General features: G+C 62.6%; 23 protein-coding genes and 1 tRNA gene. 10 read left to right on the forward strand and 14 right to left on the reverse strand.

The window, feature by feature from the left end:
- Positions 1-271: 271 nt before the first annotated feature.
- Positions 272-2,098, reverse strand: a complete 1,827-nt coding sequence (typA, locus tag NCR98_RS08075; protein WP_250525927.1) for a translational GTPase TypA — start codon at positions 2,096-2,098, stop codon at positions 272-274.
- 511 nt (positions 2,099-2,609) lie between these two features.
- Here typA and NCR98_RS08080 point away from each other — a divergent pair.
- The 4 genes from NCR98_RS08080 to NCR98_RS08095 all read left to right on the forward strand — a co-directional run bounded on the left by NCR98_RS08080 (position 2,610) and on the right by NCR98_RS08095 (position 7,636).
- Entirely contained in the window at positions 2,610-3,125 is a 516-nt protein-coding gene (locus NCR98_RS08080; protein ID WP_250525928.1) for a MarR family winged helix-turn-helix transcriptional regulator, read from the forward strand.
- A gap of 75 nt (positions 3,126-3,200) precedes the next feature.
- Complete coding sequence (locus tag NCR98_RS08085; protein WP_250525929.1) at positions 3,201-4,736, forward strand: efflux transporter outer membrane subunit; 1,536 nt, start codon at positions 3,201-3,203, stop codon at positions 4,734-4,736.
- A 58-nt stretch (positions 4,737-4,794) separates the two neighbouring features.
- Positions 4,795-6,057, forward strand: coding sequence for an HlyD family secretion protein (locus NCR98_RS08090; protein ID WP_244825400.1), 1,263 nt, complete (start codon positions 4,795-4,797; stop codon positions 6,055-6,057).
- A 19-nt stretch (positions 6,058-6,076) separates the two neighbouring features.
- The gene (locus NCR98_RS08095) at positions 6,077-7,636 is read left to right on the forward strand and encodes a DHA2 family efflux MFS transporter permease subunit (RefSeq protein WP_244825401.1); all 1,560 of its coding nucleotides are present in this window, start codon (positions 6,077-6,079) and stop codon (positions 7,634-7,636) included.
- 98 nt (positions 7,637-7,734) lie between these two features.
- On the opposite strand, the gene truB is transcribed toward NCR98_RS08095, so the two are convergent.
- From truB to rimP, 5 genes are all read right to left on the reverse strand, one after another.
- Positions 7,735-8,676 (reverse strand): tRNA pseudouridine(55) synthase TruB, encoded by a 942-nt coding sequence (truB, locus tag NCR98_RS08100; RefSeq protein ID WP_250525930.1) that lies wholly within the window; start codon positions 8,674-8,676, stop codon positions 7,735-7,737.
- Between the two features lie 3 nt (positions 8,677-8,679).
- Positions 8,680-9,057, reverse strand: a complete 378-nt coding sequence (rbfA, locus tag NCR98_RS08105) for a 30S ribosome-binding factor RbfA (RefSeq protein WP_244825403.1) — start codon at positions 9,055-9,057, stop codon at positions 8,680-8,682.
- Between the two features lie 107 nt (positions 9,058-9,164).
- Positions 9,165-12,155 (reverse strand): translation initiation factor IF-2, encoded by a 2,991-nt coding sequence (infB, locus tag NCR98_RS08110; protein ID WP_244825404.1) that lies wholly within the window; start codon positions 12,153-12,155, stop codon positions 9,165-9,167.
- Positions 12,156-12,248: 93 nt separating this feature from the next.
- Positions 12,249-13,724: a transcription termination factor NusA gene (gene nusA, locus NCR98_RS08115; RefSeq protein WP_250525931.1), complete on the reverse strand. Its 1,476-nt coding sequence runs from the start codon at positions 13,722-13,724 to the stop codon at positions 12,249-12,251.
- Positions 13,721-14,179 (reverse strand): ribosome maturation factor RimP, encoded by a 459-nt coding sequence (gene rimP, locus NCR98_RS08120; RefSeq protein ID WP_250465040.1) that lies wholly within the window; start codon positions 14,177-14,179, stop codon positions 13,721-13,723. Before rimP ends, nusA begins: the two co-directional genes overlap by 4 nt.
- Between rimP and NCR98_RS08125 the strand changes: the two genes are divergently transcribed.
- Positions 14,174-14,518 (forward strand): hypothetical protein, encoded by a 345-nt coding sequence (locus NCR98_RS08125; protein ID WP_250509111.1) that lies wholly within the window; start codon positions 14,174-14,176, stop codon positions 14,516-14,518. The genes rimP and NCR98_RS08125 overlap by 6 nt on opposite strands.
- Before the next feature lie 17 nt (positions 14,519-14,535).
- Here the strand turns inward: NCR98_RS08125 and rluB are convergent, their stop codons facing one another.
- From rluB to NCR98_RS08145, 4 genes are all read right to left on the reverse strand, one after another.
- Positions 14,536-16,437: a 23S rRNA pseudouridine(2605) synthase RluB gene (rluB, locus tag NCR98_RS08130; protein ID WP_250525932.1), complete on the reverse strand. Its 1,902-nt coding sequence runs from the start codon at positions 16,435-16,437 to the stop codon at positions 14,536-14,538.
- A 129-nt stretch (positions 16,438-16,566) separates the two neighbouring features.
- A complete protein-coding gene (scpB, locus tag NCR98_RS08135; RefSeq protein WP_250465046.1) occupies positions 16,567-17,550 on the reverse strand; it encodes an SMC-Scp complex subunit ScpB in 984 nt (327 codons plus the stop codon).
- Positions 17,551-17,922: 372 nt separating this feature from the next.
- Complete coding sequence (locus NCR98_RS08140; protein WP_250525933.1) at positions 17,923-19,170, reverse strand: pyridoxal phosphate-dependent aminotransferase; 1,248 nt, start codon at positions 19,168-19,170, stop codon at positions 17,923-17,925.
- Positions 19,171-19,236: 66 nt separating this feature from the next.
- The gene (locus NCR98_RS08145) at positions 19,237-20,139 is read right to left on the reverse strand and encodes a LysR family transcriptional regulator (protein ID WP_250465070.1); all 903 of its coding nucleotides are present in this window, start codon (positions 20,137-20,139) and stop codon (positions 19,237-19,239) included.
- Between the two features lie 423 nt (positions 20,140-20,562).
- On the opposite strand from NCR98_RS08145, the gene NCR98_RS08150 reads away from it, so the two are divergent.
- Together NCR98_RS08150 and NCR98_RS08155 are read left to right on the forward strand one after the other, a co-directional pair.
- Positions 20,563-20,964 carry a transposase gene (locus NCR98_RS08150; RefSeq protein ID WP_050454634.1) on the forward strand — a complete coding sequence of 134 codons (402 nt, stop codon included), beginning with the start codon at positions 20,563-20,565 and terminating at the stop codon, positions 20,962-20,964.
- Between the two features lie 308 nt (positions 20,965-21,272).
- Positions 21,273-21,527: a hypothetical protein gene (locus tag NCR98_RS08155; protein WP_250465050.1), complete on the forward strand. Its 255-nt coding sequence runs from the start codon at positions 21,273-21,275 to the stop codon at positions 21,525-21,527.
- Positions 21,528-21,710: 183 nt separating this feature from the next.
- On the opposite strand, the gene NCR98_RS08160 is transcribed toward NCR98_RS08155, so the two are convergent.
- The gene (locus NCR98_RS08160; RefSeq protein ID WP_244825411.1) at positions 21,711-22,022 is read right to left on the reverse strand and encodes a hypothetical protein; all 312 of its coding nucleotides are present in this window, start codon (positions 22,020-22,022) and stop codon (positions 21,711-21,713) included.
- Positions 22,023-22,430: 408 nt separating this feature from the next.
- Here NCR98_RS08160 and NCR98_RS08165 point away from each other — a divergent pair, with 408 nt between their 5' ends.
- Complete coding sequence (locus tag NCR98_RS08165; RefSeq protein WP_250525934.1) at positions 22,431-23,018, forward strand: YdcF family protein; 588 nt, start codon at positions 22,431-22,433, stop codon at positions 23,016-23,018.
- A gap of 294 nt (positions 23,019-23,312) precedes the next feature.
- Positions 23,313-23,561 (forward strand): hypothetical protein, encoded by a 249-nt coding sequence (locus tag NCR98_RS08170; protein ID WP_250492492.1) that lies wholly within the window; start codon positions 23,313-23,315, stop codon positions 23,559-23,561.
- A gap of 72 nt (positions 23,562-23,633) precedes the next feature.
- On the opposite strand, the gene NCR98_RS08175 is transcribed toward NCR98_RS08170, so the two are convergent.
- Positions 23,634-24,038 (reverse strand): gamma-glutamylcyclotransferase family protein, encoded by a 405-nt coding sequence (locus tag NCR98_RS08175; protein ID WP_244825414.1) that lies wholly within the window; start codon positions 24,036-24,038, stop codon positions 23,634-23,636.
- 103 nt (positions 24,039-24,141) lie between these two features.
- Between NCR98_RS08175 and NCR98_RS08180 the strand changes: the two genes are divergently transcribed.
- Positions 24,142-24,984, forward strand: a complete 843-nt coding sequence (locus tag NCR98_RS08180; protein WP_244825415.1) for an AraC family transcriptional regulator — start codon at positions 24,142-24,144, stop codon at positions 24,982-24,984.
- Here NCR98_RS08180 and NCR98_RS08185 read toward each other — a convergent pair.
- Positions 24,981-25,463 carry a GNAT family N-acetyltransferase gene (locus NCR98_RS08185; RefSeq protein ID WP_244825416.1) on the reverse strand — a complete coding sequence of 161 codons (483 nt, stop codon included), beginning with the start codon at positions 25,461-25,463 and terminating at the stop codon, positions 24,981-24,983. The genes NCR98_RS08180 and NCR98_RS08185 overlap by 4 nt on opposite strands.
- Positions 25,464-25,612: 149 nt before the next feature.
- Positions 25,613-25,689, reverse strand: a tRNA-Asp gene (locus NCR98_RS08190).

A 25,689-nucleotide genomic window follows, 5' to 3' on the forward strand; every position in this document is an offset into this window, starting at 1 on the left:
GTTTAGCGGATTGCGCGAATCAAGTCTGCTTGGAAGGACCTAAAAAGCGACAGCTAATCCGATTAGCATAGCACAGAACCAATCGTCATATGACAGGTGGTCGCACCTTGGAGCCTCGGCTTCGCCCTTCTGCAACGCAGATGTGCGGGCATTCGCGCGATAAGCAAGCGATGTTATTGCGCGCGCGTCGGCAGCGCTTTCGGAAGCTTTAGCGATGAGATAAAAAAAGCCGCCCGAAGGCGGCTTTGTCACTTGCATGCGAACGAACGCGTTAGTCGGTTGCACCTTCACGGCTCGCGCGACGACGCTCGTGTTCCTTCAGATGACGCTTGCGCAGGCGGATAGACTGCGGCGTCACCTCGACGAGTTCGTCGTCGTCGATGAACTCGACCGCGTATTCCAGCGACAGCTGAACCGGCGGCACGAGACGCACGGCTTCGTCCGTACCCGATGCGCGCACGTTGGTAAGCTGCTTACCCTTGATCGGGTTCACGACCAGGTCGTTGTCGCGGCTATGGATACCGATGATCATGCCTTCGTACAGCGCGTCGCCCGGCGTCACGAACATGCGGCCGCGATCCTGCAGCTTCCACAGTGCATAGGCGACAGCGGCGCCATCGTCTTGCGAGATCAGCACGCCGTTGCGACGTTCGCCGACCGAACCTTCCTTCACCGGCGAGTACGAGTCGAACGTATGGCTCATCAGACCCGTGCCGCGCGTAAGCGTCAGGAATTCGCTCTGGAAACCGATCAGACCGCGCGCCGAAATCTTGTATTCGAGACGCGTACGGCCACGGCCGTCGGACGTCATGTCGAGCATTTCGCCCTTGCGACGGCCGAGTTCTTCCATCACGCCGCCCTGATGCTGGTCTTCGATATCCACCGTCAGGTTTTCATACGGCTCGTGCTTCACGCCGTCGATTTCCTGCAGCACCACGCGCGGACGCGACACGGCGAGTTCGTAACCTTCACGGCGCATGTTCTCGACCAGAATGGTCAGATGCAGTTCGCCGCGACCCGACACTTCGAACGTGGTTTCGTCGCCCGTGTCTTTCACGCGCAACGCCACGTTGTGGTTCAGTTCCTTCGTGAGACGGTCGCGAATCTGGCGGCTCGTCACGAACTTGCCTTCCTTACCCGCGAGCGGCGACGAGTTCACGAGAAAGTTCATCGTGAGCGTGGGTTCGTCGACGGTGATCATGGGCAGCGCTTCGGGATTTTCCGGCGCGCAGATGGTCACGCCAATACCGATTTCCTCGATACCGTTGATCAGCACGATGTCGCCTGCTTGCGCTTCTTCGACCTGCACGCGCTCGAGGCCGTGGAACGACAGCACCTGATTGATCTTGCGATTGATGATCGCGCCGTCCGGACCCGAACGCACGGCCACTTGCATGCCCGGGCGAATACGGCCGCGCGCCACGCGACCCACGCCGATACGGCCGACATACGAGTTGTAGTCGAGCGAAGTGATCTGCAGTTGCAGGGGACCATCGGGGTCCGACGGGCGCACCGGCACGTGTTCCAGAATGGCTTCGAAGAGCGGACGCATGGTGCCTTCGCGCACTTCGGGGTCGAGACCGGCATAGCCGTTCAGGCCCGACGCGTAGACGATCGGGAAGTCGAGCTGCTCTTCGGTCGCGCCCAGCTCGTCGAACAGATCGAACGTCTGGTTGATCACCCAGTCGATACGCGCGCCCGGACGGTCCACCTTGTTGATGACAACGATGGGCTTGAGACCAAGCGCGAGCGCCTTCTTGGTCACGAAGCGCGTTTGCGGCATCGGGCCTTCGACGGCGTCGACGAGCAACAGCACGGAATCGACCATGGAGAGCACACGCTCCACCTCGCCGCCGAAGTCGGCGTGTCCCGGCGTGTCGACGATATTGATGTGCGTGCCTTCGTATTCGACCGCGCAATTCTTCGCCAGGATCGTGATGCCACGTTCTTTTTCGATGTCGTTCGAGTCCATGACCCGTTCGGCGACCTGTTGGTTTTCCCGGAACGTGCCCGATTGACGGAGCAACTGGTCGACGAGCGTGGTCTTGCCGTGGTCGACGTGGGCGATGATTGCGATATTGCGTAGGGCGCGAGTCATAGAGGTATCTTGGTTATGCGCCGTCGAAGCAGGCCTGAGTCCATCCAGAACATTCTGGATAAGGAGGCGTCGTGGCTCGGCAGGCCGTCTTTGACGCAGTGCTGTTCCGACTGAGCTTGTCCGGCAGCGCGTGATTTGCTTGTGCGCTGCATTCCGTCCGGCTTATGTCTTTCGGACGTAGTTCTTGTACTTCGCGGGTACTTCGTCTTGTACTTCGCTTGTTACCTCGGATGGCTCGTCAGTCGGCGCAGTTGCATGTGAATCACGGTCCCGGCGCGGTGAGAACCGTAAATTATAGCACGCACGGAAGTCACTTTCTGACAATAGGCCGCGACCCGTAATTGCGATGTTGCGCCGCCGCCGCGTCATCTATGTGAAAAACGCGCTTGGCTTAGTGCGGCGGGCCGCCCCGGCCGATTATTAAGCGTTCTTGGAAAAGATTCTTGCAGCGACATGTTGCCCTACCTATAATACTGCCTAGTCAATTATTGCGACCGCACAAGAATTTACAATGAGTGAGGCTCCAAAACCCGCTGGCATCGGCGATTACGTCCTGAGCGAAAGCGTGGGCTACCTCATTAGCCGGGTGCGCTCGACCATGTGGAACATGGTGACGCAGCACACTTCCTCCGAGCTCGGCATTACCGGAACGCAGGCGAGCATTATGTTCATGCTGGCGGTGGGCAAATGCGCGACGGCGGCGGATATTGCACGTGAGTACGGTATCGACGCAAGCGCGGTTACGCGTCTGATCGACCGGCTGGAGAAGCGCGGCCTGCTGTCGCGCGTGCGCAGCGAGGCGGACCGGCGCGTGGTTCGACTTGCGCTCACCGAAGACGGCCGCGTGATGGCCGAACAAGTGCCCGCCATCTTCACAAGCGTCCTGGACAATCTTCTTGCAGGCTTCACGCCCGAAGAAGTCGGCTTTCTCAAGAACATGCTGCGACGCGTACTGGCAAACTCGTGCGACTCCGCCGCGGCCCTCGCGCTGAACGCGAACGACAAGCCTGCGACGTCATTGCGATGACAAGCAAATCCGCCGCTGCGGCGCAAAAAAATGATTGCAACGTCCATCTTTAATTCTCATCTCAAGAGACGAGCGATGAAACACCTATCCTTGCCGGCGCTCCGAGGCATTGGGCTGCCGGGAAGCGCGAAGACCGCGTTGGCGGCCGCCGCCGCTGCGCTGGCAATCGCCGGATGCGCGAACTATTCGGGCATTTCGAGCGACAAGACAATCGCCACGCCCGACGACTACAGCGCCACGCAAAGCGTGCCGGGACAAGGCGGCCAGTGGCCGTCGCTCGACTGGGCTAAGCAGTTCGGCGACCCGCAATTGCCGCAACTCATCGACGAAGCGCTTGCGGACAATCCGAGCATTGCGCAGGCGCAATCGCGAATCGCAAAGGCATCGTCGTATATCGAAACCTCGCGTTCGGCGCTGTCGCCTAAGGTCAACGGTTCGTATTCGTGGACTCGCGAGCTCTACTCCGCCAACGCGCTGTTCCCGCCGCCCTACGGTGGAACGTGGTTCAGCGAGAACAACGTGCTTGCCAGCGCGTCTTGGGATCTCGACCTCTGGGGCAAGAATCGCGCGCGTCTGAATCAAGCGGTCTCGCTGGAAAAGGCGGCCGAGGCCGACATGCAGCAGGCGCGCGTCACGCTCGCGGCGTCGGTGGCGCGCACATATAACCAGCTTGCGTTGCTTTACGCACTGCGCGATGTCACCCAGCGCGAGATTTCGAATCGCGAGAACGTCGGCCGCATCACGAACGGACGCGTAACCGCCGGTCTCGATACCAACGTGGAACGCCGCACCGCCGAAGGCAACACCGCGACGAGCCAGACCAACCTCAGCGAACTCGACGGCCAAATCGAGTCGGTGCGCTATCAGCTCGCGGCGCTGCTGGGCAAGGGTCCGGATCGCGGCCTGCAGATCGCCAATCCGGTGATCAATTCGAACGTCACCGTCGCGCTGCCCGACAACGTGCCCGCCGACCTCGTCGCGCGCCGTCCGGACATCGTCGCAGCACGCTGGCAGGTCGAGTCGGCAACGCACAACATCAAGGAAGCGAAGGCCGAGTTCTTCCCGGACATCAACCTCGCCGCGGGCTTCGGTTTCGACGCGTTCGGCTGGGGCCGCTTCCTCACTTCGAGCAGCCGTCAGGTCCAGGCCGGTCCGGCCATCCATCTGCCCATCTTCGATGCCGGCGCACTGCGCGCCCAGTTGAAGGGCCGTTACGCCGACTTCGAAGGCGACGTCGCCAACTACAATCAGACGCTCATCAACGCGATGAACGACGTGGCGACCAATATCTCGGCCATCCGCTCGCTCGACCGTCAGATGGGCGACGCCCAACGCGCGCTCGCGGCGGCGTCGAACGCCTACGAGCTCGCGGTGATCCGCTACAAGGCCGGGCTGTCGCCGCAACTGCAAGTGCTGACGGCCGACCAGAACCGCCTCGCCAACGAGCAGACCGTGACCAATCTGCGCTTGAGGCGCAGCGACCTGCAGATCGCGCTGATCAAATCGCTCGGCGGCGGATTCGACGCGACCGATTCGAATCTCGCGATCGACGGCAGCGGACAGCCCAAGGGCACGCAACAGACGGCAAGCCAACCGGCGCAGTCGAACTGAGCCGCGCCCAAGTACAAGAACACGCATCAAGATAAATACGAAACATTCGGAGCCTTCAATGAGCGACCCTCAACAAAACGCCGCCGCAGCCGCCGCCGCTCCCGCGCCCAAGCAGCGCAACGGCAAACGCCGCGTGCTCATGACGCTGATCGTGCTCGTCGTCATCATCGCCGCCGTGGCGTACGGCCTTTACTACTTCCTCGTCGCGCGCTTTCACGAGTCCACCGACGACGCCTACGTGAACGGCAACGTCGTGCAAATCACGCCGCAAGTGGTTGGCACGGTCATTTCGGTTAACGCGGACGATACCCAGACGGTGAAGGTCGGCGACCCGCTCGTCGCGCTCGATCCCGCCGACTCGAAGGTCGCGCTCGATCAGGCGGAAGCGAATCTCGCGCAGACCGTGCGTCAGGTACGCACCTTCTTCGTCAACAACAACCAGTACGAAGCGCAGATCGCGCTGCGTCGCTCCGACCTCTCGCGTGCCCAGGACGATTTGCGCCGCCGCATGACGGTCGCGCAAACGGGCGCGGTATCGCTGGAAGAAATCTCGCACGCTCGCGACGCCGTGCGCGGCGCGCAGGCGGCGCTCGACTCGGCCCAGCAGGAACTCGCGTCGAACCGTTCGCTGACCTCGAACACGACGATCGCCGATCACCCGAACGTGCTCGCCGCCGCCGCCAAGGTGCGCGACGCGTACATCAACTACGCGCGCAACACGCTGCCCGCGCCGGTGACGGGTTATGTCGCGAAACGTTCGGTGCAGGTCGGCCAGCGCGTGGCGCCGGGCAATCCGCTGATGGCCATCGTGCCGCTCAACGGCGTGTGGGTCGATGCCAACTTCAAGGAAGTGCAGCTCAAGCACATGCGCATTGGCCAGCCGGTCGATCTGACGGCCGACCTGTACGGTTCGAGCGTGGTCTATCACGGCAAGGTCGTCGGATTCTCGGCCGGCACGGGTTCGGCCTTCTCGCTTTTGCCCGCCCAGAACGCGACCGGTAACTGGATCAAGGTGGTGCAACGTCTGCCGGTGCGTATCGCGCTCGATCCGAAGGAACTGGAGCAGCATCCGTTGCGTATCGGCCTGTCGATGGATGTCGACGTGACCATCAAGGATGAACAAGGCGGCCAGCTCGGCCAGGCGCCGAACACGGTTTATCAGACCAACGTGTTCGACAAGTACGGTGATCAGGCCGATCAGGAAATCGCGCGCATCATCCAGCAGAACGCGGGCAATGGTCCGCAGGCTTCGTCGGGCGCTTCGTCCTCGCGCGGCAACGGCGCGGCGGCGAAGTCCGCCTCGGCCGCCAAGCTGATGTAAGCGGACACGGACCTCATCGATGTCTCAAGCCAACGTCGTTCATCCGCCGCTGACGGGCGGAAAGCTCGTCATCGGGACGATCGCCGTGTCGCTCGCCGTGTTCATGAACGTGCTCGACACGTCGATCGCGAACGTCTCGATTCCGTCGATCTCGGGCGATCTCGGCGTCTCGTCCGATCAGGGCACGTGGGTCATCACGTCGTTCGCGGTCGCCAACGCCATCTCGGTGCCGCTCACCGGCTGGCTTACGCAGCGCATCGGGCAAGTGAAGCTGTTTCTCGGCTCGATCATTCTCTTCGTGATCGCTTCATGGCTGTGCGGACTCGCGCCGACGCTGCCCTTCCTGCTCGCCGCTCGCGTGCTGCAAGGCGCGGTCGCCGGCCCGATGATCCCGCTGTCGCAAACGCTCCTGCTCGCGAGCTACCCGCGCGAGAAAGCGCCCATCGCGTTATCCATGTGGTCGATGACCACGCTCATTGCGCCTGTCGCCGGGCCGATTCTCGGCGGCTGGATCTCGGACAACATCTCATGGCCGTGGATCTTCTACGTGAACATTCCGGTCGGCTTCATTGCGGCCATCGCGACGTTCATGATTTTCCGCGACCGCGATTCCGCCATCCGTAAAGCGCCCATCGATTCGGTCGGGCTCGGCTTGCTCGTAGTCTGGGTCGGCTCGCTGCAGATCATGCTCGACAAGGGCAAGGATCTCGACTGGTTCAATTCGACGACCATCGTCGTGCTCGCGCTGGTCGCGGTGATCGCGTTCGCGTTCTTCATCGTTTGGGAGCTGACGGCGGAGCATCCGGTCGTCGATCTGTCGTTGTTCGCGCTGCGCAACTTCTCGGGCGGGACCATTGCGCTCTCGGTCGGCTATGGGCTCTACTTCGGCAATCTCGTGTTGTTGCCGCTGTGGCTGCAAACGGTGATCGGCTACACGGCCACCGACGCCGGGCTCGTGATGGCGCCCGTCGGATTGTTCGCGGTACTGCTCTCGCCGATCACGGGCAAATTCCTGCCACGCACCGACCCGCGCCGGATTGCAACTGCCGCGTTTCTCGTGTTCGCGCTGTGCTTCTGGATGCGTTCGCGCTACACCACGGGCGTCGATACCTGGTCGCTCACGCTGCCCACGCTGATTCAGGGTATCGCGATGGCGGGCTTCTTCATTCCGCTGGTGTCGATCACGCTGTCGGGTTTGCCGGGGCATCGCATTCCGGCGGCGTCGGGCTTGTCGAACTTCGTGCGGATCATGTGCGGCGGTATCGGCACGTCGATTTTTTCGACGGCCTGGGAGCATCGGTCGATCGTTCATCACGTGCAACTGGTGGAGCAGGCGAATTCGTTCAATCCGAACTTCACCAATTCGATGCAGCAGATGGGCGCAATCGGCTATTCGCACGATCAGACTTACGGTCTCTTCAACAGCATGGCGACGCAGCAGGCCGCACAACTCGGCGTGAACGACATGTTCTATATCTCGGCGGGGATTTTCGTCGCGCTGATCGCATTGATCTGGATCACGAAGCCCGAACGCTCGGGCGGCGGAGATTCAGCGGCGGCTGCATCGGCGGCGCATTGATCGTTGCGGTTCGTTCAGCGTGGACGTAAAAAAGCCCAGACTTCTCGTCTGGGCTTTTTTTCGTTGCGCAGGTTGTAACTCTGGCGTCGCTGGCTCGCTCAGCCCGCCGTGACGATCAACCGTTCCGGCGCAAGCACGCCCTCGCCCGCTTTCGCCACGCCAAGCAGCCGTCCGCCTTCTTGCGTGTACACGCGCACGCGGCCCGCTTCGAGCATGTCCGTCGATACATCCGACAGCTTGAGGCGCTGGCCATGCAAAAAACGCCGGGTGGCATCGTCGTCCAGACGCACTTCCGGGAACGTCGACAGCAGTGCATCCACCGGCTGAAGCCACGCATCGCGCGCGATTTCGTCGATGTTCGCCAATGCATCGAGCGTCACCGCATGGTCGAGCGTCAACGCGCCCACGCCCGTCCGCCGCAACGCCGTCAGATGCGCGCCGCATTCCAATGTCTCGCCGATATCCTCAGCCAGGGTGCGTACATACGTGCCCTTGCTGCAGGTCACGCGAAACGTGACGAGCGGCAACGCACACGCGATCATCTCCAACGCGTGGATGGTGACGTTGCGCCCTTCGCGCTCCACGGTCTGTCCCGCGCGCGCGTATTCGTAGAGCGGCTTGCCGTCACGTTTGAGCGCGGAATACATCGGTGGAATTTGCACGATCTCGCCGAGAAAGCGCGTCATGGCATCTCGCACAGCCGCTTCGTCGCACGTCACCGCGCGCTCGTCGATGGCTTCGCCTTCCGCGTCGCCGGTCGTCGTGCGCATACCGAGGCGCATCGTCGCTTCGTAGGTCTTGTCGGCTTCGAGCAAATCCTGCGAAAACTTGGTTGCTTCACCGAAACAAAGCGGCAGCAAGCCTGTCGCGAGGGGATCGAGCGTACCCGTGTGTCCCGCCTTCTTCGCGAGAAAAAGCCGCTTCGCCTTGATGAGCGCGTCGTTGCTGGACAAACCGAGCGGCTTGTCCAGCAGCAACACGCCATCTAGCGCGCGCCGGGCAATCTTCGGGCGCGGCGAGTCCTTCGTTGCACCGCTCATCGCTCAGGCGCCTTCTTCGTCGTCTTTGGCGCGCGAGGCGTTCGCTTCGTCGATCAGACGCGACATCTCCACGGCCTTCTCGATCGTCTGGTCGTAGTGAAAGTGCAGCGTCGGCACCGTATGAATGTGCAGGCGCTTGAACAATTGGTTATGCAGATGCCCGGCCGCGTGGTTCAACGCTTCCTCGGTTTCCTTCGGGTCGCCGGTGAGCGTCGTGAAATAGACCTTCGCGTGCGCGTAATCGGGCGTGAGTTCGACGCTCTGCATCGTCACCATGCCGATGCGCGGATCTTTCACCTCGCGCATCAGCTCGGAGAGATCGCGCTGAATCTGATCGGCGATCTGCACGTTGCGATTCGGGGAAGTACGTTTTTTAGCCATGATGTTTTCCGTATATTCGTCGCGCGCCGCACAAAAGAAAAAGGGCGGAGCGAGCCGCGCGGCCCGCTCCGCCCTCTCGCCTTGGCGGCTCGCTGCAAGTTACCGCTTTACAGCGTACGAGCCACTTCGGTCACTTCGAAGACTTCCAGCTGGTCGCCTTCGACGATGTCGTTGAAGTTCTTCATCGAGATACCGCACTCGAAGCCCTGACGCACTTCCTTGACGTCGTCCTTGAAACGCTTGAGCGAGTCGAGTTCGCCGGTGTGGATCACGACGTTGTTGCGAATCACGCGCACCGAAGAGGAACGCTTGACCACGCCGTCCGTGACCATACAACCTGCGATAAGGCCGATCTTCGGCACGCGGATGACCTGGCGCACCTCGACCATACCCGTAACCGTTTCGCGCTTCTCCGGCGAGAGCATGCCGGACATTGCCGCCTTCACTTCATCCACAGCGTCATAGATGATGTTGTAGTAGCGAATGTCGATGCCGTTGGATTCCGCCAGCTTGCGGGCTTGCGCATCCGCACGCGTGTTGAAGCCGATGATGACCGCCTTCGAAGCCGTCGCCAGATTGACGTCCGACTCGCTGATCGCGCCGACCGCGCTGTGCACGATTTGCACGCGCACTTCGTTGGTCGAAAGCTTTTGCAGCGATTGCACCAGCGCTTCCTGCGAACCCTGCACGTCGGCCTTGACGATGAGCGGCAGATTCTGCACTTCGCCTTCGCCCATTTGCTCCAGCATGTTCTCGAGCTTCGCGGCCTGTTGCTTGGCGAGCTTGACGTCGCGGAACTTGCCTTGACGGAACAGCGCGATTTCGCGCGCCTTGCGCTCGTCCGGCAGCACGATGACTTCTTCACCCGCAGCCGGCACTTCCGACAGACCCTGGATTTCCACCGGGATCGACGGACCCGCCGTCTTGGTCGGCTTGCCGGTTTCGTCCAGCATGGCGCGAACGCGACCGTACGCGCTGCCCGCCAGAACCACGTCGCCGCGATTCAGCGTGCCCGACTGCACCAGGATGGTTGCGACCGGACCCTTGCCCTTGTCGAGCTTGGCTTCGATCACGAGACCCTTGGCCGGTGCGTCGATCGGTGCCTTCAGTTCCAGCACTTCGGCCTGCAACGACACGTTTTCCAGTAGGTCGTCGATACCCTTGCCGGTTTTCGCCGACACTTCGATGAACGGGGAATCGCCGCCGTACTCTTCCGGCACCACGCCTTCCGCGACGAGTTCCTGCTTCACGCGGTCGGAATTGGCTTCCGGCTTGTCGATCTTGTTGATCGCCACGACGATAGGCACGCCACCCGCCTTCGCGTGGGCGATGGCTTCCTTCGTTTGCGGCATCACCCCGTCGTCGGCCGCGACCACCAGAATGACGATGTCGGTTGCCTTCGCACCGCGCGCACGCATGGCCGTGAAGGCCTCGTGACCCGGCGTGTCGAGGAAGGTGATGACGCCACGCGGCGTTTCGACGTGATATGCGCCGATATGCTGCGTGATGCCGCCCGCTTCGCCCGCCGCCACCTTGGCGCGACGGATGTAGTCCAGGAGCGAGGTCTTGCCGTGGTCGACGTGACCCATGACGGTGACGACCGGCGGACGCGGCAGACGCTCTGCCGTTTCTTCCGTGGTTTCGCCTTCGACCAGCAGCGCTTCCGGATCGTCCAGCTTCGCCGCGACCGCGCGATGGCCCAGTTCCTCGACGATGATCATCGCCGTTTCCTGATCCAGCACTTGGTTGATCGTGACCATCTGGCCGAGCTTCATCATGATCTTGATGACTTCGGACGCCTTCACCGCCATCTTGTGCGCGAGATCGGCCACCGAGATGGTTTCCGGCACGTGCACTTCACGGATGATCGGCTCGGTCGGCGCCTGGAACGTGGTCTGTTCCTGATGCTTGCCGCGACCTTTCGGGCCGCCGCGCCAGCCGCGATCGACGCCGCCGCTCGTGTCGCCGCGCGTCTTGATGCCACGGCGCTTGGACGCGTCGTCCTGCCAGCCGCCCTTGCCGCCGGCCTTCTTCTTGTCGCCCGCGGGTGCGGTCGTGGCGGGTGCCGCCGTGCCGCCCGCTGCCGGCTTCTTCGCCACGGCAGGACGTGCCGCCGTCGCGCCTTCCGGACGCGCCGGCTTGTGCAGCGTGCCCTTCGCTTCCGCAGCCTTGGCTGCTTCGGCCGGCTTGGCGACCACGGGCGCCGGCTCCGGCGCCTTTACCTGCGCCTTGCGCGGCGTGTTCATCATCTCGCGGATGGCGCGTGCTTCGGCTTCCGCTGCCGCGCGACGCTTCGCGATCTGTTCCTGTTCGACACGCGTTTTTTCAGCAGCGGCGCGCGCGGCGTCCTCCGCCTTCTTGGCGGCTTCGCGTTGCGCGGCGCGCTCGCTGGCAGCCTTCTCTTCCGCAGCCTTTTCGGCGGCTTCGCGTTGCGCGGTGTCGTCGACCTTCGGCTCGGGCTTCACTTCAGCCTTTGCATCGACCGTCGGCGGCGTGCGCGCTTCCTGACGCGCAGCCGATGCCGCGCGCGAGATTTCCGCTGCCTGCGCGGCAGCAGCCGCACGACGCGCCGCTTCGTCTTCCTGACGACGACGCTCGGCTTCAGCCGCTTCCTCACGCTGACGACGTTCGCTTTCCTCGCGTTCGAGCTGAGCCTGACGCTCCTTCAGCTCGCGCTCTTCGCGCTCGAGCTGCTCGGCGGCGCGACGCGCTTCTTCCTCGCGGCGCTGCAATTCGGCTTCGTCGACTTCTTCCTCGACCGGAGCGGGCGCCTCGGCGGCTTGTTCCACGCCGGCCTCGTCGCGCTTCATGAATACACGCTTCTTGCGCACCTCGACCTGAATGGTGCGAGCTTTACCCGTTGCGTCAGATTGCTTGATCTCCGACGTATGCCGGCGGGTCAAAGTGATCTTGCGCTTGTCGGCGTCGGCGGAACCGTGCGACTTGCGCAAATGATCGAGCAGACGCGCCTTGTCCGTTTCGGACAGGTCGTCGTTCGCGCTTGCTTTCTGGACGCCAGCCGCCTGCAACTGCTCGAGCAGGACGCCCGCAGGCATTTTGAGTTCCGCGGCAAATTGGGCTACGTTGTTACTCGCCATTCATTCCTCTTGATGCAAGGACATATCCTTGCGGTTAGATCGGGGTCACGCGGCCAAACCGGCCGCCAAATATCAGTGCGCCATGGTCATTTCTCACTGGAACCAGTGTTCACGTGCTTTCATGATCAACGCCTTAGCGGCATCCTCTTCCACACCGGTCATTTCGACCAGTTCATCCACAGCCAGCTCCGCGAGTTCGTCGCGGGTCTGGATCTGGTGTTCAGCGAGCTTCGCGAGAAGCTCGTTGTCCATTCCTTCGAGACTCTTCAGATCGAGCGCGACGCCTTCGACCTTCTCTTCGTTGGCGATCGCCATGGTCAGCAACGCGTCGCGCGAACGGTTACGCAGTTCGTGCACCGTGTCTTCGTCGAAGGCTTCGATCTCGAGCATTTCGTTGAGCGGCACGTACGCGATTTCTTCGAGGCTCGTAAAGCCTTCGTCGATCAGGATGTCGGCGACTTCCTCGTCCACATCCAGACGCGCCATGAACAGATCGCGCAACTTGCCACGTTCTTCGTTCTGCTTCAGCGCCGATTCGTCCGGCGTCATGATGTTGATCTGCCAGCCGGTGAGCTCGCTGGCGAGTCGAACGTTCTGGCCGCTTCGGCCGATGGCAACCGCGAGTTCGTTTTCGTCTACGACGACGTCCATCGAATGCTTTTCTTCATCCACGACAATCGACTGGACGGCTGCCGGCGCGAGAGCGCCGATCACGAACTGGGCGGGGTCCTCCGACCATAGCACGATGTCCACGTTCTCGCCACCAAGCTCGTTGCGTACGGCCTGCACGCGCGAACCGCGGATGCCGACGCAAGTGCCGATCGGGTCGATACGCTTGTCATAGGCGATCACCCCGATTTTCGCACGCACGCCAGGATCGCGCGCGGCCGCCTTGATCTCTAGCAGGCCTTGCTCGATTTCCGGCACTTCCAGCTCGAACAGTTTCATCAGAAACTCGGGCGCGGTGCGCGAAAGCTCGATTTGCGGGCCGCGCGCCGTGCGGTCGACCTTGGCGATATACGCGCGCACACGGTCGCCCACCCGCAAGTTTTCCTTCGGGATCAACTGGTCACGGCGCAGCAGCGCTTCCACGCGACCGGATTCGACGATGAAATTTCCCTTGTCCAAACGCTTGACCGAGCCGGTCATGATCTTTTCGCCGCGCTCGAGGAAGTCGTTCAAGATTTGCTCGCGCTCGGCGTCGCGCACTTTCTGCAGGATGACTTGCTTCGCTGCCTGCGCGCCGATACGGCCGAACTCGATGGACGGAATCGGTTCTTCGATGAAGTCGTCCACCTTCGCGTCGGGCTGTTGCTCCTTCGCTTCGAACAGCAGGATTTCCTGATCCGGCTCTTGCAGGCCGGCCTCGTCCGGCACCACGCGCCAGCGGCGGAAGGTTTCGTGCTCGCCGCTTTCACGGTCGATCGCCACGCGAATGTCGACGTCTTCCTCGAACAGCTTTTTCGTTGCCGATGCAAGCGCAGCCTCCAGGGCTGCATACACCACGTCCTTGTTGACGTTCTTTTCGCGCGCCAGCGCATCCGCCAGCATCAAAACTTCGCGACTCATTGTTTGCGGCTCCTAAAGTCAACTTTGGGGACGAGACGTGCTTTGTCGAGGTCCGCGAGCGTGAAATCGAGCATCGCGGCGCCGTCCTTCCCTTCAAATTCCAAACCGATCGTGTCGCCGTCGGGGGCATGCAAAATGCCACGGTACGACTTGCGCCCGTCCAACGGCTTTTTCAATGTGATGACGACTTCGCTCCCCGCGAAGCGTTCGAAATCCGCCAGCTTCTTGAGCGGACGGTCGAGACCCGGCGACGAGACTTCGAGCCGGTCGTAATCGATATTCTCGACTTCGAGCACATACTGGAGCTGGCGTGTGACTTTCTCGCAGTCCTCGATGGCGATACCGCCCGGATGGTCGATATATATACGCAGCATGCCGCCTCCCGAACGCTCGAGATCGACAAGCTCGTAGCCTAAGCCCGAGACCGTGGTTTCAATCAGTTCCGTCAGTTGCACAGTCACTCCAAGGTGTTCGCGCGCTCCACGCCGACAACACCTGCGGGCATGCGCCATAAGCGGGCGCGCACCCTTCTTCCCCGAGATGCCGAACCGAAAAGCCAAAAAAAAATGGGCGCAACGCCCATCTTCTTCAACCGAGATCGCACTCAGGGCAGAGAGAAAAACTACGTGCCCAGCGACTTTGTGATTTTAGCCATTTTTCGGGATAAACGCAAACGTAGACGGCCCGTTCAGGCTCGTTTCGTGCCGGAAGACAGACTTTTTGGCTTGCATTTGCAAAAAACGGTCGACGCCATGAAGAAGCCTGTCGACCGTTACTTGCGAATCCCGCAATGACGCGGATTCGACGACGGCTAGCGCCCGCGCGTCCGATTTCGCGGACCGCCGCGTGCCGGACCGCCCGGCTTGCCTTGTCCCGCGTTTTGCTGGCCGCCCGGACGATTGCCGCGCGGACCGTTGCCATTCGCGGCTCGCTTGGCCGGACCCGCCGCGCCCGGCGCACCACTTTGAGGACGCGCGCCGCGAGGACCGCCACGGCCGCCCGGTGCGCGATTGCCGTTAGCCTCGCCGCCGCCCGCGCGGTTGCCGTTCGGCTCGGCGCCGTTGCGTCGGCCTGCGCCATTGCCGCTCCGGTTGCCCGGGCCACCGCCAAAACCAGCACCCGCGCCGCCCATGCCGAAGCCGCCCGACATGCCGCCCGCCGCGCCGCGCCGACCGCCGCCGTTGCGTCCCGGTGTTTGCGACTGCGCGATGCGCGCATGCGACATCAGCACCGGCTCACGCGTGATGATGCCCATCGACGTCTGCATCGGATCGGGCTGCACGCGCGGTGCGGAACTACGGCCACCCTTTTCTTCGGTCGGCAGCTTGAGACCCACCGCCGCGAGCAGGCTGCGCACCTGGTTATCTTCGAGCTCTTCCCAGCGGCCACGCTTGAGACCGCGCGGCAACGCGATCGGACCGTGACGCGTGCGGATCAGGCGGCTGACCATCAAGCCCGCGGCTTCGAACATGCGGCGCACTTCGCGATTGCGGCCTTCAGCCAGCGCGACGTGATACCAGTGATTCGTGCCTTCGCCGCCACCATCTTGAATGCGCAGGAAGTTCGCGGGACCGTCGTCGAGTTCGACGCCCTTCAAAAGTTTCTGCTTCATCCCTTCCGACAACTGGCCGACCACGCGCACCGCGTACTCTCGCTCAACGCTATAGCGCGGATGCATGAAGCGGTTCGCCAGATCGCCCGAGGTCGTGAGCAGCAGCAAGCCTTCGGTATTGAAGTCGAGGCGGCCGACCGCGAGCCACTTGGCGGTTTTCATCGAAGGCAGCTTGTCGAACACGGACGCGCGGCCTTCCGGGTCGGCGTGACTGACGATTTCGCCTGTCGGCTTGTGATAGAGCAAGACGCGCGGCGGTTTGCTCGCCAGCTTGCGCTTGAGCGGCTTGCCGTTGATACGCACCTGATCGGTCGGCATGATGCGCTGGCCGATATGCGCCGGCTCGCCGTTCACCGATACACGGCCCGCGATGATCAATTCTTCCATGTCGCGCCGCGAACCCATGCCGGCATCTGCAAGAACCTTGTGCAGCTTGGGCGCGTCGTCGTCCGGTTCGAGCACGCGCTTTTGCTGGGGCGCGTTGCGGCCACGGCGGAGCATCGGCGCGCGCACGCCGCTCACGCCGTTGTCGGCGTCGAAGGCGGGGGACGTGACGTAGGCGAAAACGTCGTCGACATTGGCGGCTGCGGCGCGCTCGCCCGTTGCCGGTGCGGCTTCGGCACGCTTGCCGCGCGCTTGCTGCGGATTCTTGCGCCGGCCGCCTTCGCGCGGCGCGGCTTGAGGCGCGGCATCGGCGGCGACGGGCGCCTCGGTTGCATCGACCGGTTCGCTTGCACCGGCTTCCGCCAATTCACGGCGCGGATTCCTGCGGCCGCCCTTTGCCGCGTTGGCGCGCGGCGCGCGGTTGCCCGCTTCCTTGCGCGGCTTTGCGACCGGTTCCGCGACGACGCCATCCGGCGTTGCCTCGGTCGCGGTGTCGGGTGAACCCGGCGCGCCTTCGGCGCCCTTGGTCTTGGCGACAGCGCGGCGCCGCGCGATCAGACTGCGTGGCCCGCGGCGCAGGCCGCGGCGCGGACGATCGTCGCCTTCGCCATTCTCGTCGCTGCGCGTGCGTTCGCCGGCGTCGGCCGGTTCATGGGCGTCCGCGGCGTGCACGGGGCGCGCGGAATCAGGCGAATCGCTGTCGTGGGAATGTGTCAAAACAACCTCAAATGTCGAATCGCGCGTCTCGTGAGGCGCGTCAAAAATTTCCGCTGATCGGTTCGGCCGGTCGTCTCGAAATGATCATTTTGGCGAGCCGAAGCGGATCAGGGGCCATGCAAAATTGCGTCAGGCGCGGCGCGCCGTAGGTTCTTCGGAGTCGTCGTCATCCGAAGCGAAGTCGTTCAATGCGCGCGTGTCCCGTTCATGGCCGTCTTGCGCGCCATCGGGCGGAGCGGGAACGGCTGAATCGTCGACTTCGTGCGCTTGCGTGCCGTCGGGATGCGCGTGCAGTTCAGGCGCGGCTCTCAGTGGCTGCGCGTGAATTGCGGCGTCCGGACCGGCATCGCGGGAGTCACTCGCGTCGGCGCTTTCGGGTGTTGCTTCAGGCTGTGCCGCGGTTACGTCCGCGGGCTGCACCGGCTCGGTGAGCGCGATGACGGACTCGGACACTTCATTCGGGTTGACTGGCGCACTTGCGGGATGTTCCCCGGCGGCAGTCGATTCATCCGCAATGCTGGCTGTGGGCGGTGTATCGCCGGCAACGCGATCCGGAAACTCGATCGAATGCTGCGACAACAACGACGCTTCCAGTTGCGCCGACGGATTATCCAGCGCGGGCAATTCATCGAGCGCGGTCAGCCCGAGGTCATCCAGAAACTGCTTCGTCGTGGCATAGAGCGCCGGACGTCCGGGCACGTCGCGATGGCCGATCACTTCGATCCAGCTCCGATCCTCAAGCTGCTTTACCACTTGCGTGTTGACGGTCACGCCGCGAATCTCTTCGATATCGCCACGCGTTACTGGCTGCCGGTAAGCAATGATCGCAAGCGTTTCAAGCACGGCGCGCGAATACTTCGGCGGCTTTTCCGGATGCAAGCGGTCGAGATAAGTCCGCATCGCCGGCTTGCTTTGAAAGCGCCAGCCCGTTGCGAGCGCGACCAATTCGACGCCGCGGCCCGACCAGTCGGCCTGAAGGCCTTCGAGCAGCGTGCGAAGGGTATCCGCCGATACGTCGTCGGCGAACAGCTTGCGCAATTCACTCAGTCGCAGCGGTTCCTGCGCGCAAATCAATGCAGTCTCGAGGACGATCTTCGCCTCTTGAGTATTCATGCAGCTTGGGTTAACCCTAAATGGTCAATGAGTGGTCAATGAACGGCCAATGATTCGATTCAAACCGGACTTGCGCAGGTTCGAACGCCACCGAAACGGTGCGGACGATAAAGCTGGACGCTGAGTTTCAAGACGCGCTCGCCCGATTTTGGTCGGTCATATTGACTGGGAGCACGCACCGGGGAGAGGCGATATCGGGCGTTCGATCAAGCGAAGCGCCGGGCCATCCAGCCGGACGAGGTGGCGCTTTCCTGGATGAAAGCGCGTGACTGAGCGCCATATTACGCAAAAAGAACCGGTGCGTAAAGATGAATACGGGCGAACACGCAATCGGCGCGCTCCTTACTTCGCGCGCCGCCGATATCCTCGACCTCAGACGCGCGTCGAAAGAAAGGCGCGCAAACGCTCGACGCCCTTGTCGAGCCGCGCGGGATCGCACGCGTAGCACCAGCGCACGAAGCCTTCGCCCTCTTCACCAAACGCGCTGCCGGGCGCAAGCCCGAGACCGGCGTCGCACACCAGCGACTTGCAAAGCTCGAGACTGCGCGATGCGCCGGGCAGCGAGAAGAACAGGTACATCGCACCGTCCGGCGCGCGCACGTCGACGCCGTCGATAGTCTGCAGCGCCTTGACCAGATGATCGCGGCTCGCGTGCAGGTCCGCGACGAGCGATTGCGTGAAACGCTCGCCCTCCTCGACTGCGACGATGCCCGCCTGCTGCACGAACGACGGCGCACACGACGTGTTGTATTCCACGAGCTTGCCGAGGTCGTCCATGAGACGCTCGGGCGCGACGATCCAGCCGAGCCGCCAGCCCGTCATGAGCCAGGCCTTCGAAAACGAATTTACGGCGATCACGCGTTCATCGCGCGATGCGAGGTCGAGGAACGACGGCGCAACCTTGCCGTTTCCGCCGTAATACAGGCGCTCGTAGACTTCATCCGCGACGATCCAGATGCCGTGGCGGCGGCAATGCTCAAGAACGGTGCGCTGCTGATCGCGCGTCATCGTCCAGCCGGTCGGGTTGTTCGGCGAGTTGATCATCAGCATGCGCGTCGACGGCGTGAGCGCGGCGAGCAGCCGGTCGAGATCGAGCGTCCAGCCGTTTTCGCCGTAACCGAGCGAAACCGTTTCGACGCTCGCGCCGAGAATCTTCGGAATCTCGACGAGATTCGGCCACAACGGCGTCACCGCGACCACGCGATCGCCCGCGCCGACGACGATTTGCGCCGCCAGCATCAGCGCGTTCACGCCAGCGCTCGTCACCGCGACGTGCGCGGCCGACGTATCGCCATGCAAGGCCGTGACGTAGCGCGCGAGCGCCTCGCGCAAAGACGCGACGCCCAGGTTATGGGTGTAGAACGTTGCGCCATCGGCGAGTGCGCGACTCGCGGCATCGCGAATGAACGGCGGCGTCACGCGATCCGATTCGCCGAACCAGAACGGCAGCACGTCCGGCACGCCGAAACCGGCATTCGCCACTTCGCGAATTTGCGACGGACGCAACGCCCGCACGGCATCGCGTGCGTTGGGCGCATGAGGCGCAGGCGACGCACCGCTGTGGCGCGCGCCCGTCAATTCGCTCAGTTCTGCGCTCACCGCGCCTTCCGATTCACTCATTGCACGCCTCGTCGAATAAAGAACGCAGTCTAACGCTCCCGGCACATTTTCGAGACAAACGGCCCGTCAGGTCAGTTGCTCGGCGCGCGGAGGCAGCGCGGCGATCAGCGACCAGACCGACTCCGCCGCCGGAGACAGCGAGCGGTCGCGCCGTCGTACGAGTTCCACGGTGCGCTCGGCGCGCGGTTCCAGCGGCAGCGCGATCAGCGAGGAATTCGCAGGCAAAGGCAGCGCGAGCCAGGGCAACACGCTCACGCCGACACCCGCCTCGACCAGTCCGAACACCGTCGCCGGATGGCCGAGCTCCTGCACCACCTGCGCCTGAACGCCGTGCCGCTGCATGACGGCATCGATGATTGGCCGGCTTCCCGAAGCCTGATCGAGCATCACGAGCCGCTCTCCCGCGAGCGCTTCCCATGGCGCCGCAGACTCGTGCGCGAGCGGGTGATCGCGGCGTGCGACGAGACAAAACGAATCGGTCATCACGGGCTGGCCGTGAAGGGCGTCGTCGGCCAAAGGCCCGATCACGACGCCGAAATCCGCTTCGCCCGACTTGACCTGGCGGAGCACGTCGGATTGGACATCGTCTCGCAGAATCAATGTGACGAGCGGAAATTCTCGCAGACACGACGCAATCACGCGCGGCATCAGCCGGCACGCGACTGTGGGGCTCGCCGCGACGATCACCCGGCCGCGCTTTTGTTGCCCCAATTCGCGCACTTCGTGGAGCGCGGAGTCGAGGTCGGCAATCAGCCGGGACACCGTGCCGACGAGATTGACGCCGACATCCGTCAACTGCACTTCGCGCGTCGTCCGGTCGATGAGCTTCAGCCCGATTTCCCCTTCCAGCTCGCGCACGCATCGGCTGACCGCCGACTGCGTCAGGCCGATTTCATCGCCCGCGCGGCTGAAACTACGCAACCGCGACACCTCGATAAAGACGCGCAACTGGCGCAGCGTCACGTTCAGCGATCCGTTCATTCCCGACGTTCATCAATGAGCCCGTTTCATACGGATTATAGCGGCGGCAACCACGACAAATCCTCCGAACGTACGTTTCGCTGCGGTGCAGCATAATTGCGAAAACGCACGCTGGATGGGCTCTCTGCACAGGATTGGTGATTGTCCCGATTTCTTATCCGGCTCGTTTCGGGTCTGATACGGGCCATGCTGGCGTTGCGTCAGCCTACTGCCATGCGGGTTTCCCGGATTTTGCGACGCGCATGGCACGGTTCTCGCATTTCATTGCGCACAGAGGTCGGGCGACGTGGCATTCAGAAACAATCGTCTGCCGCACCGTTCCGACTCTCTCCTGGTAATTCGTTCATCGGATTCCGACCAGAGTGCGCGGCGCGGGGCAGCGCACCGGGGTTAGCTTCGCTGAGGTGAGATATGGTGCTGTTCGACGATTTGAGAGATAACGAGTGGGCGCTGGTTGAGGCTTTGTTCTGTTCCGAGCCGGCGCGTAGTGAGCGGCGCGGCCGTCCGCGCGTCGAAGCGCGTTCGGTGGTCAACGCCGTGCTGTGGGTGCTCTCGACGGGTGAAGGCTGGTCGAAGCTGCCCGGGCGTTATCCTTCGCCCCCTACTTGCCGCCGCCGTTTCGACGAATGGCAGGCAGACGGCACGCTTGCCGAAATCGTGAAGCGTTTGTCGAGCAATGGCCGCGAAGTCTCGCTGCGCGGACGCATTGGTTCGAGCGCAGCCAAGCCGCCCGCGCCGCCGAGCCGCGATCGCCTGCGCGGTGCATTCTGGACCAACCCAGAATCGTGGCGCGCCCCGGCCAAGATGGCCTGATCTATCTGTTCCGCTCGAAGCAGGCTAATTTCCACACATTCCCTGTTTCGGCTCAGTTTCGCTTCATTCCCTGCACGCGGGCGTTCGGCCCGCGAGGCATCACCTTCCGCCGATATTCGCCGCGCACGCCCTTCTTTGCGTGCCGGCCTTTCTCGCCGGTCATAGTATGGCTCGCCAAAAAAACTGGCGAGGCTCAGCTCAAACGGCGGAGAAACAACTCTTTACCATTGCTTACAGCGTGTTGGCTGCGCAAAGCATAGCTTGGTGAGTGGACTAACAGGCCCGGTTTGGGTTTGAGGGGACTCGCCATGAAGGTATCGATACTGCTCGCTTGCGGTGCGCTCGGCGCGCTGACGAGCGCGGCGGCATCTGGGCAAGCCCGGCCGCCGCCGGGGTCGGATTTGCATCTGAATACGAGAGCAGCCATGAGCGCGCCGCAGGATATCGCCCGGACGCGCGATGTGACGCCGCCCGCTCCGCGTGGCGATCTGCGCGGCGATATCGCGAGCAATGTGCGCGCGCGTCCCGATTCCGAAAGGGAGAGCCAGGGACGGCATCATTGACGGACGCGCGTTTGCGTAACAAAGTGCTGGACCATTCCCGTGCGAAACGGGATTTTTTTCGTCCGCGCCGGTGTGAAGCCACGGGAAAGACCGGACGCCCGGAAAGATGCCCGGCGGACAAGACTGACGACGACGATCCCTCGGCTCGTCAGCCGATCAGTCTCAGCTCCAAGCACTCGCCGTTCAGGCTCTCGCCTCGACTACGACTTCCTGGCCGCCGAACGAATAAGGTTCGCTGCGTCTCAAGTCCCAGTCGATCGAACGTTCGTCGCGGCAAAGCCGGTTGAATTCGTTTTTCCCGCGCTCGGTTACAACAGCGATATCCACGGGTGCATGAAAGCCCGGCGCTGGCGCAACGGTGCGCTGTCTCGTGAGTTCGAGCAGCCCGAGGGCGCGCAGAAGGTCGAAACCTTTGGGACGTTTTGCCCAGGGAACCTGACGATACTGCGCTCGGCGAAGTGCTTCGAGTACGGCTTCGTTAGAATACGTGGTCATCTCGTTCTGTCTTCCTGTGCAGCCATGACGACGCTCGTGACGGTCGCAAGACGGTCCGCGACGTCGACTAAACGCGGCGCGCCGAATTTCGCGTTGCCAAGCATGATCAGCTTGCTGGCGAATGTTTGGCCGCCGCTTGCGTTAGGTGCTGCTTTCTATTACAAGCCCCCGTTGAGAGCGCGCTAATCACGCGCTTTACTGCGACACCCGCCGATGCGTTCCCGAAGTCCGCGATGACGGAACGAATTGTCCTCAAACCAATACGTTACCCCAATCAAATTGGTTCTATTTACTTTATTGCTGCTTTTTTTTGCATTATTTGCGCTTTGGCGACGCCGCCGCGTCCAGATTGCCGTTCTCACCGTCATTTTGGCGTGGGCGTGCGGTAGCGGATGGTTCGCCGGGCCTTTGCTCAATCTCGCGCAACAGGGCTTTGATCAGACGATCACGCCGGACTTCGCACCCAAGACCGACATCGTTCTGATGGGCGGCGGAACGGACAGGGAAGGCACGGGGCTCATTCCGAAAGCCGACTCGATCCCGCGCATTGCGGCGGCGGCGAAGTTGTACCGGGAGTGCCGTGCGTCCGGTGCGTCGTGTCGATTGATCCTGAGCGGCGGCGACCCGCAAAACCACGGTCAGGCCGAAGCGGACAATTACGCGCCTTACGTGCTTGCGCAGGGCGTCGCGCCGGGCGATCTCCTCCGCGAAAATCAAAGCCTCAACACTTATCAGAACGCGCGTAATGTCGCCGCCATTCTGGGTGATGCACATGACAGCGATTTGATCGTCATTACGTCGGCGTATCACATGCGACGCTCGCTGGCCGCGTTCGATGCATTCGGTTATCGTCCGCAGGCCTACGTTTCAGATGTGCGACACAACTCCGTCACACTTCTGCCGCGCTTCCGGAGCTTCGAGAACAGCGAGCTTGCGGCGCACGAACTCGTGGGCATGGCGCGCTTCGAGGTGTATCGCTGGCTGCGTCTTTATTGAAGGCGCTGGCCGAATGCGTGAATCGATTGCGCGAGGTTTAGTCAGGACTAGCTAGCAACGAGCCGCGCCTGTAAGATCGCGCACCGGCTTTTCGAGGGCCGGCCAGGAATCGTGATTCGACACGTCGTTGCCCGAATCGGGGTCTACGATGGCTACGTCCGAAGCGCATTGCCGAAGACGTTCGGGTAGCGAAGCACCTCAGTGCGATGCGGGACTGGATTTTGCTCCGAACTATGCGGCAATACCCGGATCGGACAGGCGATTCCCGGATTCAACTGTCACCAGGAGGTTAAAATGAAGAAAGTGTCCGTGGCTGTTCTGTTGTCGTTGAGCGCGCTTGCATCGGTGGCCTATGCTCAAAGCGAGCAAGGCGTGACGATGAGCACCGATCCCGCGAAGATCGCGGACGTCGAATCGCGCGCACAAGCTCTGCAATCGTCGCAGCAAGACAGTATGCAAGGCATGCATTCGCAGCCTATGCATAAGTCGGGTAGTCATCACAAGAAGTCGCACGGCAAGTCGACGACCGGTTCGAGCCAGTAAGTTCGCTTCCGGCCGCACGGCTAGTTCTGTCGCGCTGCGCTCTGGTGCGTGAGCACCGCGGGCGCAGCGTAATCAGCGAACGAGCCAATCGCCGCTTGATATCTTCGGTAGTCCTGCAACTGATTGCGCCGAGACGGGGTACATCAGGCAATCGATGCGCGTTCTCGTGCCATCCAGTTCCACTTCGACATGCATCCGGTGCGAGCGAAACAGTCCTTCCACACCGGGATACACCTCTTCGATTTCATCGAGCACAGGCACAAGCGATTCTTCGATTCGATAGATATCGCCACGAATCGGCGCACCGGTATCGCCATCGAGCACTAGTCCGGGATAAGCGCCGAAATCGAAAAGATGACCGCGCACGTGCGCCGCGCCCAGATACTCCGGTGTCGCCAGATCATGGCGCTCTGCCGCGCGATTGATATCATTGGCTTCGCCCGCGCGCAGGGTGCCGTACACAAAGACGTATTGCATCGGAGAATGCCGCTCCATTCGTGGCGTTGAACGATCCGCGCATTATGCCCCGCGAAAATGCGCTGCCGGCGGGCCGTCCAAGCTTCCGCCCGAAAGGCGATCCATGACTACGTTCGTCGACACGAATCCAGCCAGCGAGAATGTCGAGCACCTCGACATTCCGGTCGAACATTCGCCGACCCGCGATCATCCGATCCGCGTGCGCTCGCGGCCCGTGCCGTATGGCGTGCGAATCGCGCTGCATACACACCCGTGGGCGCAGGTTGCGTACACGTCACGCGGCGTGCTGCGCGTGGCAACCGCCGATTCGACGTGGATGGTGCCGCCTTCCCGTGCGATCTGGGTGCCGCCGAACGTGACGCATGAAGTCGTGATCGTCGAGGACGCGTATCTACGCACCCTTTACGTCGACGCCAGCGTCGTCCCGCCCGGCCTCGGCGCGTGCCGCGTGGTGGAAGTGTCGCCGCTGCTGCGCGAGGTGATCGCCGCACTCGACGAAGACGCGATTTCCCGTCAGCGTGAGCGGCTGCTCGGCACGCTCGCGCTCGATGAAATCATCCGCTCGCAGCCACTTCCGCTTTCCGTGCCGATGCCCAATGACAAGCGCCTGCGCGCGCTCTGCGACGCCGTGCTTAGCGACCCGTCGCATTCGGATCTCGAACGATGGTCGTCGGAAGCCGGGGCGAGCACGCGCACCATCGCGCGGCTTTTCAGGCGCGAGCTCGGCGTGAGCTTTTCGCAATGGCGCCAGCAGGCCGTGCTCGCACGCGCCATTCCGCTTCTGAGCCAGGGACGACCGCTAGCGCAAGTCGCACGGGAATTGGGTTATCAAAGTCAGAGCGCGTTTTCGGCGATGTTTCGCCGCGCTTTCGGGCAAAGTCCTCGCGCGTTTTTTTCGCGTGATGCGGGAACGGGCCACGACGAACGCCCGATGGACGACGCCTAAACGCGGCGCACCATGTGCCGGATCGAACCGAGCAAGGCGAGTCGCGGTCCCGCCGGACGATAGCCCAGACGCACGTAGAGGCGCGCGGCGGGGTTGTCGACGAATACGCGCAACTGGCATTCGGCGAGCCCTCGCGCACGCGCCCAGCGATGCGCCGTGTTCAGCAGGAAGGTGCCTGCGCCGCGTCCGCGAAAGCCCTGCGCGATCTGCACGTCACGAATATGCAGCGAGTCGTCTTCCTCCGTTACGCGCATGACGCCAATAGGCACGCCGTCCGCCTGCAGGATGAAGTTCTCCGACTCGCGCCAGCTCGACAGAAACAGGTCGCCCCGCCACACGAGATTGTGACGACGATAGTAGCCGACCATGTTGTCGTGCGTGAGCGCTTCGGCGAAAGCGAAATCCGCCATCGACGCCTGGCGCAACTGGAACAGAGAGAGGTCTTCGGTCGGGTCGAGCATCGCACGCGGGACGGGCACGAGGAGGTGCCCTAAACACTATGACAGTGCGCGCCTGCTGGCAATCGACAAATGGATGTTTGCGCAGGATTCGACGCGCGGGACCTGACGCAAGCGAAAAAACGAGCCCAAAAAAAATCCAGCCCGAAGGCTGGATTTTCTCAACTAGCTGGCGGAGCGGACGGGACTCGAACCCGCGACCCCCGGCGTGACAGGCCGGTATTCTAACCAACTGAACTACCGCTCC

It is taken from the genome of Caballeronia sp. GAWG2-1 (genome assembly GCF_023631405.1).
Lineage (GTDB): Bacteria > Pseudomonadota > Gammaproteobacteria > Burkholderiales > Burkholderiaceae > Caballeronia.

Excerpts from the sequence above, each read along its gene's own strand:
- NCR98_RS08180 (WP_244825415.1), top strand. The coding sequence starts at position 24,142 with ATGACTACGTTCGTCGACACGAATCCAGCCAGCGAGAATGTCGAGCAC.
- NCR98_RS08160 (WP_244825411.1), bottom strand. The coding sequence starts at position 22,022 with ATGACCACGTATTCTAACGAAGCCGTACTCGAAGCACTTCGCCGAGCG.
- NCR98_RS08080 (WP_250525928.1), top strand. The coding sequence starts at position 2,610 with ATGAGTGAGGCTCCAAAACCCGCTGGCATCGGCGATTACGTCCTGAGC.
- NCR98_RS08175 (WP_244825414.1), bottom strand. The coding sequence starts at position 24,038 with ATGCAATACGTCTTTGTGTACGGCACCCTGCGCGCGGGCGAAGCCAAT.
- NCR98_RS08140 (WP_250525933.1), bottom strand. The coding sequence starts at position 19,170 with ATGAGTGAATCGGAAGGCGCGGTGAGCGCAGAACTGAGCGAATTGACG.
- NCR98_RS08155 (WP_250465050.1), top strand. The coding sequence starts at position 21,273 with ATGAAGGTATCGATACTGCTCGCTTGCGGTGCGCTCGGCGCGCTGACG.
- NCR98_RS08150 (WP_050454634.1), top strand. The coding sequence starts at position 20,563 with ATGGTGCTGTTCGACGATTTGAGAGATAACGAGTGGGCGCTGGTTGAG.
- NCR98_RS08095 (WP_244825401.1), top strand. The coding sequence starts at position 6,077 with ATGTCTCAAGCCAACGTCGTTCATCCGCCGCTGACGGGCGGAAAGCTC.
- NCR98_RS08170 (WP_250492492.1), top strand. The coding sequence starts at position 23,313 with ATGAAGAAAGTGTCCGTGGCTGTTCTGTTGTCGTTGAGCGCGCTTGCA.
- NCR98_RS08090 (WP_244825400.1), top strand. The coding sequence starts at position 4,795 with ATGAGCGACCCTCAACAAAACGCCGCCGCAGCCGCCGCCGCTCCCGCG.
- typA (WP_250525927.1), bottom strand. The coding sequence starts at position 2,098 with ATGACTCGCGCCCTACGCAATATCGCAATCATCGCCCACGTCGACCAC.
- NCR98_RS08085 (WP_250525929.1), top strand. The coding sequence starts at position 3,201 with ATGAAACACCTATCCTTGCCGGCGCTCCGAGGCATTGGGCTGCCGGGA.
- nusA (WP_250525931.1), bottom strand. The coding sequence starts at position 13,724 with ATGAGTCGCGAAGTTTTGATGCTGGCGGATGCGCTGGCGCGCGAAAAG.
- scpB (WP_250465046.1), bottom strand. The coding sequence starts at position 17,550 with ATGAATACTCAAGAGGCGAAGATCGTCCTCGAGACTGCATTGATTTGC.
- rbfA (WP_244825403.1), bottom strand. The coding sequence starts at position 9,057 with ATGGCTAAAAAACGTACTTCCCCGAATCGCAACGTGCAGATCGCCGAT.
- truB (WP_250525930.1), bottom strand. The coding sequence starts at position 8,676 with ATGAGCGGTGCAACGAAGGACTCGCCGCGCCCGAAGATTGCCCGGCGC.
- infB (WP_244825404.1), bottom strand. The coding sequence starts at position 12,155 with ATGGCGAGTAACAACGTAGCCCAATTTGCCGCGGAACTCAAAATGCCT.